The sequence below is a fragment of the Mycolicibacterium bacteremicum genome (genome assembly GCF_002086115.1).
GTDB lineage: Bacteria > Actinomycetota > Actinomycetes > Mycobacteriales > Mycobacteriaceae > Mycobacterium > Mycobacterium bacteremicum.
Genome location: NZ_MVHJ01000005.1, coordinates 82,084 through 96,828, shown reverse-complemented (window position 1 = coordinate 96,828; position 14,745 = coordinate 82,084). Strand labels below are relative to the sequence as shown.

Here is a 14,745-nt window from a genome sequence, read left to right as displayed (position 1 = left end):
GTGATGGCCGGTTCGCGAACGGATGCCCGACCCACCGTGCGGTCGGGAGATGCCGAATGACCAGTTATGGTGTCGGTACGTGCCGCTCAAGTTACCCGCGAGTAACCTGGAGGCCGTTGCGTGAAACGTGATATGCCCAGGCCGGCAGACGGCCTCATCGAGGAGGACGAACCACACTCATGACGAACATCGTGGTCCTGATCAAGCAGGTCCCTGACACCTGGTCGGAGCGCAAGCTGTCCGACGGTGACTACACGCTCGATCGCGAGGCGGCCGATGCCGTGCTCGACGAGATCAACGAGCGCGCCGTCGAGGAAGCGCTGCTCATCAAGGAGCGCGAGGGTGGCGACAGCACGGTGACCGTGCTGACCGCCGGCCCCGAGCGCGCCACCGAGGCCATCCGCAAGGCGCTGTCCATGGGCGCCGACAAGGCCGTCCACCTCAAGGACGACGGTCTGCACGGCTCTGACCTGATCCAGACGGGCTGGGCGCTGGCCCGCGCGCTGGGCACCATCGAGGGCACCGAACTGGTGATCGCCGGTAACGAGGCCACCGACGGTGTCGGCGGCGCCGTCCCGGCCGTCATCGCCGAGTACCTGGGTCTGCCGCAGCTCACCCACGTGCGCAAGCTGAACGTCGAGGGCGGCAAGGTCACCGCCGAGCGCGAGACCGACGACGGCGTCTTCGGCCTGGAGGCCACGCTGCCCGCCGTGGTCAGCGTGAACGAGAAGATCAACGAGCCGCGCTTCCCGTCCTTCAAGGGCATCATGGCCGCCAAGAAGAAGGAAGTCACCGTCCTGACCTTGGCCGAGATCGGTGTCGAGGCCGACGAGGTCGGCGTGGCCAACGCCGGCACCAAGGTGCTCTCGTCGACCCCGAAGCCCCCCAAGACCGCCGGCGAGAAGATCACCGACGAGGGCGAAGGCGGCTCCAAGGTCGCCGAGTACCTGGTCTCCCAGAAGTTGATCTAGCAGCTGATCCCTCAGACACTCACTTAAGGACATAGTCATGGCTGAAGTACTTGTGCTCGTCGAGCACGCCGAAGGTGCGCTGAAGAAGGTCACCACCGAACTCATCACCGCCGCCCGCGTGCTGGGCGAACCGTCCGCCGTCGTGGTGGGCGCCCCCGGCACCGCCGCCGGCCTCACCGACGGCCTCAAGGCCGCCGGCGCGGCCAAGATCTACGTCGCCGAGTCGGCCGACGTGGACAGCTTCCTGGTCACCCCGAAGGTCGACGTGCTGGCCGCGCTGGCCGAGTCCGCCGCTCCGGCCGGTGTGGTCATCGCCGCCAGCGCCGAGGGCAAGGAGGTCGCCGGCCGGCTGGCCGCGCGTCTGGGCTCCGGCCTGCTGGTCGACGTCGTCGGCCTCAAGGACGGCGGCATCGGCATCTACAGCATCTTCGGTGGCGCGTTCACCGTCGAGGCGCAGGCCACCGGCGAACTGCCCGTGGTGACGGTCCGTCCGGGTGCCGTCGACGCCGAACCGGCCGACGGTGCCGGCGAGGTCGTCGAGATCGAGGTCCCGGCCCAGGCCGAGAATGCGACGAAGATCACATCGCGTGAGCCGGTCGTCGCCGGTGACCGTCCCGAGCTCACCGAGGCCAGCGTCGTGGTCGCCGGTGGTCGCGGTGTCGGTAGCGAGGAGAACTTCAAGGTCGTCGAGGAGCTGGCCGACTCGCTCGGTGGCGCCGTCGGTGCCTCCCGCGCCGCGGTGGACTCCGGCTACTACGCCGGGCAGTTCCAGGTGGGCCAGACCGGTAAGACCGTGTCGCCGCAGCTGTACATCGCCCTGGGCATCTCCGGTGCGATCCAGCACCGCGCCGGTATGCAGACGTCCAAGACCATCATCGCGGTCAACAAGGACGAAGAGGCGCCGATCTTCGAGATCGCCGACCTCGGCATCGTCGGCGACCTGTTCAAGGTCACCCCGCAGCTGACCGAGGCGGTCAAGGCCCGCAAGGGATAAATCCGCTCGGAGTACGAAGAGGCGCCCCGGAGAATTTCCGGGGCGCCTTTTCGTGTCCACCTCCAGATCGACGTTTCTGCGCTCCCGGCGGCCCGCGGACCGCGGAAACGTGCATCTCGGCGCGAGCTGGTGGGTGTGTTCATGTTTCGTGCACGGACACGTCACGCGGGCGATGCCGCCCGGAGACCCGGAGGCGCGAGCGTGCTGTCTATGAGCGACGTATCTGTACTCATACCCGCTGATGACACCGTGCAGGCGACGTCGGGCACCGCCGCGCCGCGCTACACCCTGCTGCTGTCCACCGATCCCGAGCACATCGAGGCGGCCCAGCGGCTGCGCCACGACGTGTTCACCTCCGAGCCCGGTTTCGCCCTCGCATCGACCGTCGACGGCCTCGACGCCGACCGGTTCGATCAGTTCTGCGACCACCTGCTGGTCCGCGAGGACGGATCCGGCGAGCTGGTCGGCTGCTACCGGATGCTGCCGCCCCCGGGCGCCATTGCCGCCGGAAGCCTCTACACAGCAACCGAATTCGATGTCCGCGCGCTGGACGCGCTGCGGCCGTCGCTGATCGAGATGGGCCGCGCGGTGGTCCGCGCGGACCACCGCAACGGCGGTGTCGTGCTGCTGATGTGGGCGGGCATCCTGGCCTACCTGGACCGCTGCGGCTACGACTACGTCACCGGCTGCGTGTCGGTGCCCACGCATCCCGCCGGGGAGGTCCCCGGCAGTGGTCTGCGCGGGGTCCGCGACTTCGTGTCGCGCCGGCACGCAGCACCCGCCGAGTACACCGTGCGGCCCTACCGGCCGGTGGTCATCGACGGCCATGGCCTCGACGATATTGCGCCCTCGGCTCGGGTGAGCGTGCCCGCGCTGATGCGCGGTTACCTGCGCCTCGGTGCCCAGGTGTGCGGGGAACCGGCGCACGATCCCGACTTCGGCGTCGGTGATTTCCCGGCGCTGCTGGACAAGCGGCACGCCGACGTCCGTTATCTGAAACGCCTGCGCTCGGTGTCGCAGGCCACCGACGGTGAGGCCCGCGCATGACCGTCACCCCGCACGCCTGGCTGCCCAAGGCATCCTGCGATGCCACCTGCATGCACGCCGGTGCCGCACCGCTGGGCTCCCGGCCCGCCATCTGGACACGCACCACGCTGCGGGTCACCGGTGCGGTGCTGCTGTTCCTGGCCGTACCGCTGCTCGCGGTGCCGCTGCCCGGGCGCTCGCACCTGCAGCGCGCCTACTGCCGGCTGATGCTGCGCTGCGTCGGCGTCCGGATCACCGTGTCCGGCGGCCCGATTCGCAACCTGCGCGGTGTCCTGGTGGTCAGCGGGCACGTGTCCTGGCTCGACATCTTCAGCATCGGCGCGGTGCTGCCGGGATCCTTCGTCGCGCGCGCCGACCTGATCGAGTGGCCGGCCCTCGGTGTCGTCGCCCGCATCATGAAGGTCATCCCGATCGAGCGGGAGAACCTACGCCGGCTGCCCGCGGTCGTCGGTGCGGTGGCCGCCCGGCTGCGCAACGGCCAGACCGTGGTGGCCTTCCCGGAGGGCACCACCTGGTGCGGCCTGGGCTACGGGCCCTTCCGGCCGGCCATGTTCCAGGCCGCCGTCGACGCTGCCCGCCCCGTGCAGCCGCTGCGGCTGACCTACCACCACCGCGACGGCAGCCCGTCGACGGTGCCTGCCTACATCGGCGAGGACACCCTGCTGGCATCCATCCGACGCCTGGTCACCGCCCGGCGCACGGTCGTGCACGTGCAGGTGCAGTCCCTTGAGCTGCCCGGTGACGACCGCCGGGACCTGGCCGCCCGCTGCGAGGCCGCGGTGCGGGGTGGCGCCGGGGCGCCAACCGGGCACCGCGTCAGCCGTCCGGTATCGCCGGTCGACGCGGCGAGCGGGGACGTCCTGGTCGCCTGACCCGCGCCGGGACCGGACACCACGGCGCGGCGGCTATCCTGGACGGGCCATGAGCGCCGTTTACCTGGACCACGCCGCCACCACGCCGATGCACCCCGCTGCCGTCGAGGCGATGACGTCGGTGCTGACCACGGTCGGCAACGCCTCCTCGCTGCACACCTCCGGCCGGGCCGCCCGGCGCCGGATGGAGGAGGCGCGTGAGACGCTGGCGCACCTGCTGGGCGCCCGACCGTCCGAGGTCATCTTCACCGCGGGCGGTACCGAATCGGACAACCTGGCCATCAAGGGCATCTTCTGGGCGCGCCGCGACGCCGATCCGCGCCGGCGCCGCATCGTGACCGCGCCGGTGGAACACCACGCCGTACTCGACGCCGTCGAATGGCTCGCCGAGCATGAGGGCGCCGAGGTCAGCTGGCTGCCGGTGGACGCCGACGGCGCGGTGGCGCCCGAGGATCTGCGCGCGGTGCTGGCCGCGCACGACGATGTCGCGCTGGTCTCGGTGATGTGGGCCAACAACGAGGTGGGCACCATCTCGCCGATCGCCGACCTGGCCGCGGTCGCCGCCGAGTTCGACGTACCCATCCACAGCGACGCCATCCAGGCCGTCGGCCACATCCCGGTGGACTTCGCCGCCAGCGGACTGTCCGCGATGAGCGTGGCCGCGCACAAGTTCGGCGGCCCGACCGGTGTCGGCGCGCTGGTGCTGCGCCGCGACACCGCCTGCGTGCCGGTGCTGCACGGCGGCGGTCAGGAACGTGACGTCCGTTCGGGGACACCCGATGTCGCCGCCAGTGTGGCGATGGCCGCGGCGGCCAAGGTCGCCGTGGAGGCGCTGGCCGAGAACAGCGCCCGGGTCTCGGCCTTGCGGGACCGGCTGATCGCCGGGGTGCAGGCCGGGATCGAGGACGTCGACGTCAACGGTGCCGAAGGCGACAACCGACTTCCGGGCAACGCGCACTTCACCTTTCGTGGTTGCGAAGGCGACGCCCTGCTGATGCTGTTGGATGCCAAGGGTGTCGAGTGCTCCACCGGATCGGCCTGCACGGCCGGGGTGGCCCAGCCCTCGCACGTGTTGCTCGCGATGGGCGCCGATCCGGCGGCCGCCCGCGGGTCACTGCGACTGTCGTTGGGGCACACCAGCACCGACGCCGACGTGGACGCCGCCCTGGAGGTGCTGCCCGCGGCGGTGCAGCGGGCCAGGGAGGCCGCGCTGGCCAGTGCGGGGACCCGCGGATGAGGGTTCTGGTCGCGATGAGCGGGGGAGTGGACTCCTCGGTGGCCGCCGCGCGCATGGTCGACGCCGGTCACGATGTCGTCGGCGTGCACCTCGCGCTGTCGGCGGCGCCGGGCACGCTGCGCACCGGCTCCCGGGGCTGCTGCTCCAAGGAGGACGCCGGGGACGCCCGTCGAGTGGCCGACATCCTCGACATCCCGTTCTACGTATGGGATTTCGCCGATCGCTTCAAGGAAGAGGTGATCGACGACTTCGTCGAGTCCTACGCCCGCGGAGAAACCCCCAACCCGTGCGTGAAGTGCAACGAGACGATCAAGTTCTCGGCGCTGTCCGCGCGGGCCCTGGCACTCGGGTTCGACGCCGTCGCCACCGGCCACTATGCCCGGTTGGCCGACGGCCGGCTGCGCCGTGCGGTCGACGCCGACAAGGACCAGTCCTATGTGCTCGGGGTGCTCACCGCAGAGCAGTTGCGGCATGCGGTGTTCCCGATCGGCGACACCCCCAAGACCGAGATCCGGGCCGAGGCGGCGCGGCGCGGGCTGGCGACCGCCGACAAGCCGGACAGCCACGACATCTGCTTCATTCCGTCCGGTGACACGCGGGCCTTCCTGGGCGCCAAGATCGGGATCCGCCCGGGCGCGGTCGTCGACGCCGGTGGCACGGTGCTCGCCGAACACGAGGGTGTGCACGGTTTCACCATCGGCCAGCGCAAGGGCCTCGGGATCGGCGGGCCGGGTCCGGACGGGCAGCCCCGCTATGTCACCGGAATCGACGCGGCCACCGGGACGGTGCGCGTCGGGCCGGCCGAGGATCTCGACGTCTGGGAGTTGACCGGCGACAAGCCGGTGTTCACCGGGGGCGTCCCGCTCGAGCGACCGGTCGAGGGTGTGGTGCAGGTGCGCGCGCACGGCGGGCTGGCCGAGGCCGTGGTCCGGCTGGTCGACGGCCGGCTGGTCGCGGACCTGCGCAAGCCGCTGCGCGGGGTGGCGCCGGGCCAGACGATGGTGCTCTACCGGCCGGATCCCGCCGGCGACGAGGTCATCGCCAGCGCAACCGTCACGCGCGCGTGAACATTTTCGCCGCCGCCACCGGGATCGGCTCCTGGCCGGGTGTCTCGGCACATCAGGCCGCCGAGATCGTCGTCGGTGAGCTGCACACACTGGCGCACCTGGTGGAGCTGCCGGCCCGCGGTGTCGGCGCGGACCTGATCGGGCGCTCCGGCGCCGTGCTCGTCGACATCGGCATCGACACCGCACCGCGGGCCTACCGCATCGCGCCGGGCCGTAGTGCGGTGCTCCGGCGCGCGGTCAGCCTGCTCAACGAGGATCTCGACGCGCTGGAGGAAGCGTGGGAGAAGGCCGGACTGCGCGGGCAGGGCCGCACCGTCAAGGTGCAGGCCGCCGGACCTGTCACGCTGGCCGCCGAACTGGAGCTGCCCAACGGGCACCGCGCCATCACCGACTCCGGAGCATTGCGGGATCTGGCCGGATCGCTGTCGGAGGGGCTGGCCACCCACCGCGCGGAGCTGGCCCGCCGCCTGGACGCCGAGGTGGTGGTGCAGCTCGACGAGCCGGCGCTGCCGGCCGCCCTGGCCGGCCGGTTGACCGGCGTGACCAGCCTGTCCCCGGTGCACCCGGTCGACGAGCAGGTGGCCGCAGCGCTGCTCGACGAGGTGGTCGGCGCCGTCGGCGGACCGGTCGCACTGCACAGCTGTGCCGCCGAACTGCCATGGAAATTGTTGCAGCGCAGTAAGTTTGCCGCCGTGTCGGTGGACGTGTCGACGTTGCAGCCGGCCGACCTGGACGGGGTCGGGGAGTTCATCGAGTCGGGCCGCACCGTGCTGCTCGGCGTCATCCCGGGTACCGCGCCCGCGCAGCGGTGGGCACCCGAGCACGCCGCCGCTGCGGCCGTGGCGGTGACCGACCGGCTCGGGTTCGCCCGAACGATCCTGCGGGAGCGGGTCGGCATCACCCCGGCCTGCGGGCTGGCCGGTGCCACCGAGAGCTGGGCCCGCACCGCCCTTTCGCTGGCCCAGAAGGCCGCAGACGGTCTGGACGTCGATCCCGAGGCGATCTGACCGGCAAACCCAGCCGGGGCGGTGCGAGCGGTACAGTTGACCCCGACGTTGGGGGACATCGTGAGCGGACGAAATCGCGCGCTGACCGCCGGAGCGGCGGCGACGGCCGCATGTGCGCTGCTCATCGGCTCCCCGGCCGCGGCAATCGCCGACCCCGGCCATCGCGGACAGCACTCCGGACAGTCCGATCGACACACCGGCTCCGGCGACCATGCCCGCGACGGCGCGCGCCGCGCCGGTGACGGCAACGCCGAGCGCCGCACCGTCGGCGCCCGGCAACCCGAGGACGGCAGCGGAGCACGCGTCGCCCAGGGATCGGCCGCCGGCCGGTCGACGACCACCGAGGTCGGTCGCGGCACCGCTGCTCCGGCATCGCGGGCACGGTCGGCGGACCCGGTCCGGCGCGGCTCCGACCGCCGACCGTGGAACCCCCCGCCGGGCACCGACTACCCGCCGCCGCAACGGGTGAGTGCCCAGCCGGTCACCGACACGCTGATCGAAGCGCCGCCGGTCGCACCCGTGCCGGTCCATACGCGGGCGCCCGCGGTGTCCGTCGCGGCCCCGCAACCCGTTGTGGCGCAGGAGGTTCCGGTGCCGCGGGTGGCGCCCCTGGAGCAGTCCATGCTGAGCGTCCCGGACGCCGCGCGGCCCGGTCAGCCGATGACGTCGCTGTTCGGGATCCTCGGGCTGCTGCTGATTCCGCTGGCCGGCGCCGCGCTCGGCTATCGCCAGGCGCGGGCCGCCCGCGCCGTCGGCCGGCTAACTGCCCCGTAGGTCCTTACGCAGGATCTTGCCCGACGCCGACTTCGGGATGACATCGATGAACGCCACCTGGCGCACCTTCTTGTAGGCCGCGACCTGACCGGCGACATAGTCCATGACGGCCTCGGCGCTGAGGTCGGTGTCGGGCTGGCGCACCACGAACGCCTTGGGTACCTCCTCGCCGGACTCGGTGTCCACCACCCCGATGACCGCGGCGTCCGCGATCGACGGATGGCTCAGCAGCACCGCCTCCAATTCGGCGGGCGGTACCTGGTAGCCCTTGTACTTGATCAGCTCCTTGAGCCGGTCGACGATGAACACACAACCGGTCGGGTCGACCCGGGCCAGGTCCCCGGTGTGCAGATAGCCGTCGGCATCGATGGTCTGCCGGGTGGCCTCGTCGTTGTTGAGGTATCCGGCCATCACGTTCGGGCCCTTGAACCACAGTTCGCCGGTGTCGGACAGCCCGGTTTCCGGCAGTCCGATCTCCGCCCCGGTTTCGGGGTCGATGAGCTTGCTCGACGAGTTGGGCACGGTCCAGCCGCAGGAGCTCATCGGTGCGGTGGTGCCGACCGTCTCCTTGCCGCCGTCGAACGGGGTCAGGTGGCTCACCGGGCTGAGCTCGCTCATCCCGTAGCCCTGGACCAGTGGGGTGCCCAGCCGTGCGGTGACGGCCTTGCCCAGTTCTTCGTCCAGCGGCGCGGCACCGGACATGATGCCGCGCAACGAGGACAGGTCGTAGTCGTCGACCAGCGGGTGCTTGGCCAGGGCCACCGCGACCGGCGGTGCGATGAACGCGTGGGTGCACTTCTGCTCGGCGATGTTGGCCAGGAACTCGGTCAGATCGAAGCTGGGCATGATGACCAGTTGCGCCCGCGCGTGCAGCGCGGCGTTGAGCAGCACCGTCATGCCGTAGATGTGGAAGAACGGCAGCACCGCCAGCACCCGGTCGCCGGCGGTCATCTTCTGCAGCGGGCGGATCTGGGCGACGTTGCTCACCAGGTTGCGGTGGGTGAGCATGACGCCCTTGGGGTTTCCGGTGGTGCCGGAGCTGTAGGGCAGCACCGCCAGATGCGTCGCCGGATCGAAGTCGACGGTGGGGGCGGGGTGGCCGGCGCCGAGCAGGTCGGCAGCGTTGGGGTGTCCGTCGGCATCGGCGCCCGGGCCGTCGAGCACCACGACCGCCGACGGGTCCAGGCCCGCACCCTGGACGCCCTCGACGGCCTGCGGTTTGAGCGCCGAGATGGTGACCAGCAGTGCGGCCTTGGAGTCCTTGAGCTGCTTGGTGATGTCGTTGGCGGTGAACAGCGCGTTGATGGTGGTGGCGGTGACGCCGGCGCGCAGGATGCCGTGGAAGGCGACGGCGAAGGCCGCGCTGTTGGGGGCGAGCAGGCCGACGACGTCACCCGGCCCCAGCCCGCGGTGGGCCAGCGCGCCGGCGAAAGCGTCGATGCGGCTGATCATCTCGCGGTAGGTGGTCGGGGTGCCGGACTTGGTGTCGAGGAGGGCGACATCGTCGAGCACGGCCGGATCGATATCGGCGAAGAGGTAGTCGTAGACGCTTGACGTGGGAATCTGCACCTGGGGGAAGGGGCTGTCGATACTCATGGTGTGGCCTATCTCATCATGACTTGCGCGCGCATGGGGGCAGCTCGGACGGATGGTCGGCGAATCCGTGCGATACCGGCGGTACCGGATAACGTACAGTGTCGTGATGCCAGTCGTCACCGACAGCCCGCCCGACCTTCCCGGCGTGCAACACCGCCACCTCGATCTCGGCGCCGGGGTGTCCATCCATGTGGCCGATGCCGGCCCCGCCGACGGGCAGCCGGTGATGCTGATCCACGGTTTTCCGCAGAACTGGTGGGAATGGCACGAACTCATCGGGCCGTTGGCCGCCGACGGCTACCGCGTGCTGTGCCCGGACCTGCGCGGCGCGGGCTGGAGTTCGGCGCCGCGGGACCGCTATCTGAAGAACGACATGGCCGATGATCTGGCCGCGGTGTGTGACCGCCTCGGCGTGGGGCCGGTCAAGCTGGTGGCTCACGACTGGGGTGGACCCGTGGCCACCATTTTCATGCTGCGCCACCCGGAAAAGGTCGCCGCGTTCATGGGCCTGAACACGGCCGTGCCCTGGCTCAAGCACGACCGCGAGGCGCTGCTGAACATCTGGCGGATGTGGTATCAGGTGCCGATGATGCTGCCGTTCATCGGGCCCAAGGTCATCGCCGACCCGAAGGCGCGATACTTCAAGATGCTCGGCTCGTGGGTGGGCGGCGACTTCCGTACCCCCGACGAGGACATTGCGTTCTACGTCGACTGTATGCGCCGTCCCGGCTACGCCGAGGCCGGCTCGCGGTGGTACCGCACCTTTCAGCGGCGTGAGGCTATCCGTTGGCTGCGTGGAGAATTCGATGACCACGAGGTCACCGTCCCGGTGCGCTGGCTGCACGGCACCGACGACTCGGTGCTGACCCCGGAGCTGCTGCGGGTGCTTCCGGAGAAATGCCGGGACTTCGAGCTGGAACTGGTTCCCGGTGTCGGGCACTGGATCGTCGAGCAACGTCCCGAACTCGTGCTCGACCGGCTGCGGACGTTCCTGAAGACGACCTAGTTCCGGAGCAGCCGGTGGTGAAAGTCGAACCAAGACATCACCGTTCGTCGAGCTGGCGGATCAGCTTCTTGGATGCCACCAACCGGAAGGACGCGTCGAGCAATTCGCCGACCTCGACCCAGTCCACCTCGGCGGCGGTCAGATCCAGTCCCAGCCAGCCGAACGGCCCCATGTAGGCGGGGAAGAAGAAGCGGTCGTCCTGCTCCAGGGAGCGGCGATCGGACTCGTCGACCTTGACCAACAGTGCGTGGGGGAAGGCGACCATGCCGTCCGCGGATTTCAGGTTGCCGCCGTACATCGCGAACATCTTGGGCGCGCAGAACACCGGTCGGCCCCAGGACACCTTCTCGAAGGCCGCCGGGAAGGCCAACGCCAACGTGCGCAGTTGCGCCAGCCCGAAGTCGTCGTCGGAGAACATCACCGGATGCGGCACAGCCGGTGAGTTTAGTCGGTCAGGCCATGCCGCAACCGCCCTTTTCTGCTGGTGGGCGGGATCGCTCCGGGGTGTCGGAGCCCTGGACTAACCTGACCAGAGTGAGCTCACCGGACGCAGAGGCACGTGGTCGCTGGCAGGAACTTGCCGAGGAGGTGCGCGGGCACCAGTTCCGGTATTACGTCAAGGACGCCCCGATCATCTCGGATGCGGACTTCGACGTCCTGCTGCGGCGGCTGGAGGCGCTGGAGGAGCAGTACCCGGAATTGCGCACCCCGGATTCGCCGACCCAGCTGGTCGGCGGTGCCGGTTTTGCCACCGAGTTCGCCGCGGCCGACCACCTGGAGCGGATGCTGTCGCTGGACAACGCTTTCGACACCGATGAGTTGTCGGCCTGGGCGGCGCGGTTGGGCGCCGAGATCGGTACCGAGGTCGACTATCTGTGCGAGCTCAAGATCGACGGTGTCGCACTGGCGCTGGTGTACCGCGACGGCGTGCTGGTGCGGGCGGCCACCCGCGGTGACGGCCGCAGCGGGGAAGATGTCACGCTGAACGCGCGCACCATCGACGACATCCCCGAGCGACTCACCGGCACAGCCGAATTCCCCGTCCCCGCTCTACTCGAGGTGCGCGGTGAGGTGTTCTTCCGGGTCGCCGATTTCGAGGAGCTCAACGCCGGCCTGGTCGCCGAGGGCAAGCCGCCCTTCGCCAACCCGCGCAACAGCGCCGCCGGGTCGCTGCGTCAGAAGAATCCCGCCGTCACCGCGCGCAGGCGACTGCGGATGATCTGTCACGGTCTCGGCAAGGCCGAGGGATTCAGCCCGGCGTCCCTGCACGATGCCTACCGGGCGCTGGGTGCCTGGGGGCTGCCGGTGTCGACGCACACCACCAAGGTCCGCGGCATCGCCGCCGTCGCCGAGCGCATCGCCTACTGGGGCGAACACCGCCACGATGTCGAGCACGAGATCGACGGCCTGGTGGTCAAGGTCGACGACGTGTCGTTGCAGCGCCGCCTGGGTGCCACCTCGCGCGCCCCGCGCTGGGCGATCGCCTACAAGTACCCGCCCGAGGAGGTCACCACCAAGCTCCTGGACATCCGGGTCAACGTGGGGCGCACGGGGCGGGTGACCCCCTTCGCCTACATGGAGCCGGTGAAGGTCGCCGGGTCGACCGTGGGGCTGGCGACGCTGCACAACGCGTCGGAGGTCAAGCGCAAGGGCGTGCTGATCGGTGACACCGTCGTCATCCGCAAGGCCGGCGACGTCATCCCGGAGGTGCTGGCCCCGGTGGTCGATCTGCGCGATGGCAGCGAGCGCGAATTCGTCATGCCGACCCACTGCCCGGAGTGCGGTACCGCGCTGGCGCCGGCCAAGGAGGGTGATGCCGACATCCGCTGCCCGAACACCCGGACCTGCCCGGCGCAGTTGCGCGAGCGCGTATTCCACGTCGCCGGTCGCGGGGCATTCGACATCGAGGGACTCGGTTATGAGGCGGGTACCGCGCTGCTGCAGGCCGGGGTGATCACCGATGAGGGCGACCTGTTCACCCTCACCGCCGATCAACTGCTGCAGACCGAGCTGTTCACCACCAAGAAGGGCGAGTTGTCGGCCAACGGCAAGCGGCTGCTCGCCAACCTGGGCAAGGCCAAATCCCAACCGCTGTGGCGGGTTCTGGTCGCGCTGTCCATCCGCCACGTCGGGCCCACCGCGGCCCGCGCGCTGGCCGGTGAGTTCGGCAGCCTGGATGCGATCATGGCCGCATCCGAGGCCGAGTTGGCCGCCGTGGAGGGTGTCGGCCCGACCATTGCCGCGGCGGTCATCGAATGGTTCGAGGTGGACTGGCACTGTGCGATCGTCGACAAGTGGCGTGCCGCCGATGTCCGGATGGTCGACGAGCGCGACGCCGGCATCGAACGCACCCTGGAGGGGCTGTCCATCGTGGTCACCGGGTCACTGACCGGCTACTCGCGCGATGAGGCCAAGGAGGCCATTCTGGCCCGCGGCGGCAAGGCCGCCGGGTCGGTATCGAAGAAGACCTCTTACGTGGTGGCCGGCGACGCACCGGGGTCGAAGTACGACAAGGCGATCGAGCTCGGCGTGCCGGTGCTCGACGAGGACGGCTTCACCAGGCTGCTGACCGACGGACCCCAGCCGGTGCCCGAGCCCGAGTCCGGTTCCGAGCCGGAGCCCGGGTCCGACTAGCGGTAGCCCAACCGCATGTCCTCGACGATGCGCGGATTGTCCAGCGTCGAGGGTGCCAACGTCTGCGGTGCGTTGTCGGGCGCGAACACCGTCGCCGCGGCCAGCACCTCCGGTGTCATGAACCGCAGCCCGGGAGCGTCGGCGGGCAGCACCGGATCCGGCGCCGAAGGTCCCTGCCGGGCCAGCGCGAAACCCCAGTCGCCGAAGGTCGGCACGTGCACGTGATACGGCGTCACCGCGAAACCGGCTGAGCCCAGGGTGGAGACCGTGCGCCAGAACGCCTTCGGCGTCGAGAACGGGCTGCCGGACTGCACCACCACCAGCGCGTCGGGCGCGAGCACCCGGGTGAGCATCGCGTAGAACTCGACCGAGTACAACCGGCCCAGTACCGGATTGTCGGGATCGGGCAGATCGATGATGACCGTGTCGAAACCGCCCGCGGGGCGCACGGTGGGGGCGCGCAACCAGGTCATCGCATCGTCGACGACGACCTGGACTCGCGGGTCATCCAGCGCGCCGCCGTTGGTGTCGCGCAACGGGCCACGGGCCAGCGCGATCACCGCCGGATCCAGTTCCACCTGCGCGATGGTCTCGATCCGCGGCATCCGCAGCAGTTCGCGGGCGGCCAGGCCGTCCCCGCCGCCCAGGATCAGCACCGAGCGGGCGTCCGGGCCCACGGCGGGGTAGACCAGGCTTTCGGTGTAGCGGTATTCGTCGCGGGTCGAGAACTGCAGTCCGCCATCGAGATAGAGCCGGGTATCGGTGCCGCGGCGGGTGACCACGATCTCCTGATAGGCCGACTGCTGATAGGCGATGATCGGGTCGGCGTAGAGCCGCTGCCGGGTGGTGGTCTGGATGCCGTCGGACGCGATGATCAACGCCGTCAACGTCACCGCCGCCGCCGTCAGGACGGCCAGCGCCGCACCGAGTTGGCGGCGGCCGATGATCGTGCGCAGCAAAAACACCGACACCACCGCCGCAGCGGCCAGATTGATCATCCCGGTGACCGCGGCGCCGCGGATCATGCCCAGCTGCGGTAGCACCAGGAACGGCCACGCCAGCCCACCGATCAGTGCCCCGAGGTAATCCGCGGCGTTCAGATTGGCCAGCACCCGGCCGGCATCGGCCGCGCCGGCGGTTCGGCCGCGCTGCAGCAAGGTCATCAGCAGCGGGACCTCCGCGCCCACCAGCGTGCCGATCAGGGCGGTGCCCAGCACCAGGATCCACAGGCCGTCGCCGATGAACGAGAACGCGACATACATTGCCGCAGCGGACAACCCACCGATCAGACCGAGCAGTGTCTCCACCGCGATGAAGGTGATGGCGGCGTGGCCGAGGAATGGTTTGACCGCCAGCGCGCCGGCGCCCAGGGCGGCCACGAAACCCGCGACGATCAGCGAGGTGGCGACGATGCCGCCGCCGTGCAGGCTCGTCGAGAGCGTCAGCAGCGCCAATTCGTAGATCAGCCCGCAGGCCGCGCAGGCCGCCACCGCGGCGAGCAGCAGGGCCCGCCATCGGGTGGTGGTCATGCCAGTGCCCC

Annotated in this window: 13 protein-coding genes; 10 read left to right on the top strand and 3 right to left on the bottom strand. The window is 70.2% G+C overall.

What is annotated here, in order from left to right; translation table 11 throughout:
- Positions 1 to 179: 179 nt before the first annotated feature.
- The 8 genes from BST17_RS07670 (at position 180) to BST17_RS07635 (ending at position 7,969) form a co-directional block, all read left to right on the top strand.
- Positions 180 to 971 carry an electron transfer flavoprotein subunit beta/FixA family protein gene (locus tag BST17_RS07670; protein ID WP_083056783.1) on the top strand — a complete coding sequence of 264 codons (792 nt, stop codon included), beginning with the start codon at positions 180 to 182 and terminating at the stop codon, positions 969 to 971.
- A gap of 37 nt (positions 972 to 1,008) precedes the next feature.
- A complete protein-coding gene (locus tag BST17_RS07665) occupies positions 1,009 to 1,965 on the top strand; it encodes an electron transfer flavoprotein subunit alpha/FixB family protein (protein WP_083056781.1) in 957 nt (318 codons plus the stop codon).
- A 210-nt stretch (positions 1,966 to 2,175) separates the two neighbouring features.
- Entirely contained in the window at positions 2,176 to 3,012 is an 837-nt protein-coding gene (locus BST17_RS07660) for a GNAT family N-acetyltransferase (RefSeq protein ID WP_083056779.1), read from the top strand.
- Positions 3,009 to 3,884 carry a lysophospholipid acyltransferase family protein gene (locus BST17_RS07655; protein ID WP_083056777.1) on the top strand — a complete coding sequence of 292 codons (876 nt, stop codon included), beginning with the start codon at positions 3,009 to 3,011 and terminating at the stop codon, positions 3,882 to 3,884. Before BST17_RS07660 ends, BST17_RS07655 begins: the two co-directional genes overlap by 4 nt.
- 49 nt (positions 3,885 to 3,933) lie before the next feature.
- Positions 3,934 to 5,121, top strand: a complete 1,188-nt coding sequence (locus BST17_RS07650) for a cysteine desulfurase family protein (RefSeq protein WP_083056775.1) — start codon at positions 3,934 to 3,936, stop codon at positions 5,119 to 5,121.
- Complete coding sequence (gene mnmA, locus BST17_RS07645; RefSeq protein WP_083056774.1) at positions 5,118 to 6,188, top strand: tRNA 2-thiouridine(34) synthase MnmA; 1,071 nt, start codon at positions 5,118 to 5,120, stop codon at positions 6,186 to 6,188. Before BST17_RS07650 ends, mnmA begins: the two co-directional genes overlap by 4 nt.
- Complete coding sequence (locus BST17_RS07640; protein WP_083056772.1) at positions 6,185 to 7,195, top strand: methionine synthase; 1,011 nt, start codon at positions 6,185 to 6,187, stop codon at positions 7,193 to 7,195. Before mnmA ends, BST17_RS07640 begins: the two co-directional genes overlap by 4 nt.
- Positions 7,196 to 7,255: 60 nt before the next feature.
- Complete coding sequence (locus tag BST17_RS07635) at positions 7,256 to 7,969, top strand: hypothetical protein (RefSeq protein WP_083056770.1); 714 nt, start codon at positions 7,256 to 7,258, stop codon at positions 7,967 to 7,969.
- Here BST17_RS07635 and BST17_RS07630 read toward each other — a convergent pair.
- Entirely contained in the window at positions 7,955 to 9,565 is a 1,611-nt protein-coding gene (locus BST17_RS07630) for a 4-coumarate--CoA ligase family protein (protein WP_083056768.1), read from the bottom strand. The genes BST17_RS07635 and BST17_RS07630 overlap by 15 nt on opposite strands.
- Positions 9,566 to 9,671: 106 nt before the next feature.
- Between BST17_RS07630 and BST17_RS07625 the strand changes: the two genes are divergently transcribed.
- Positions 9,672 to 10,571: an alpha/beta fold hydrolase gene (locus BST17_RS07625; RefSeq protein WP_083057104.1), complete on the top strand. Its 900-nt coding sequence runs from the start codon at positions 9,672 to 9,674 to the stop codon at positions 10,569 to 10,571.
- A 37-nt stretch (positions 10,572 to 10,608) separates the two neighbouring features.
- Here BST17_RS07625 and BST17_RS07620 read toward each other — a convergent pair whose 3' ends face one another.
- Positions 10,609 to 11,004: an MmcQ/YjbR family DNA-binding protein gene (locus tag BST17_RS07620; protein WP_083056766.1), complete on the bottom strand. Its 396-nt coding sequence runs from the start codon at positions 11,002 to 11,004 to the stop codon at positions 10,609 to 10,611.
- 101 nt (positions 11,005 to 11,105) lie between these two features.
- Here BST17_RS07620 and ligA point away from each other — a divergent pair, with 101 nt between their 5' ends.
- Positions 11,106 to 13,205, top strand: a complete 2,100-nt coding sequence (ligA, locus tag BST17_RS07615; protein ID WP_207573588.1) for an NAD-dependent DNA ligase LigA — start codon at positions 11,106 to 11,108, stop codon at positions 13,203 to 13,205.
- On the opposite strand, the gene BST17_RS07610 is transcribed toward ligA, so the two are convergent.
- On the bottom strand, positions 13,202 to 14,734 hold the full coding sequence (locus BST17_RS07610) for a polyamine aminopropyltransferase (protein WP_083056762.1): 1,533 nt from the start codon (positions 14,732 to 14,734) through the stop codon (positions 13,202 to 13,204). The genes ligA and BST17_RS07610 overlap by 4 nt on opposite strands.
- Positions 14,735 to 14,745 lie beyond the last annotated feature (11 nt).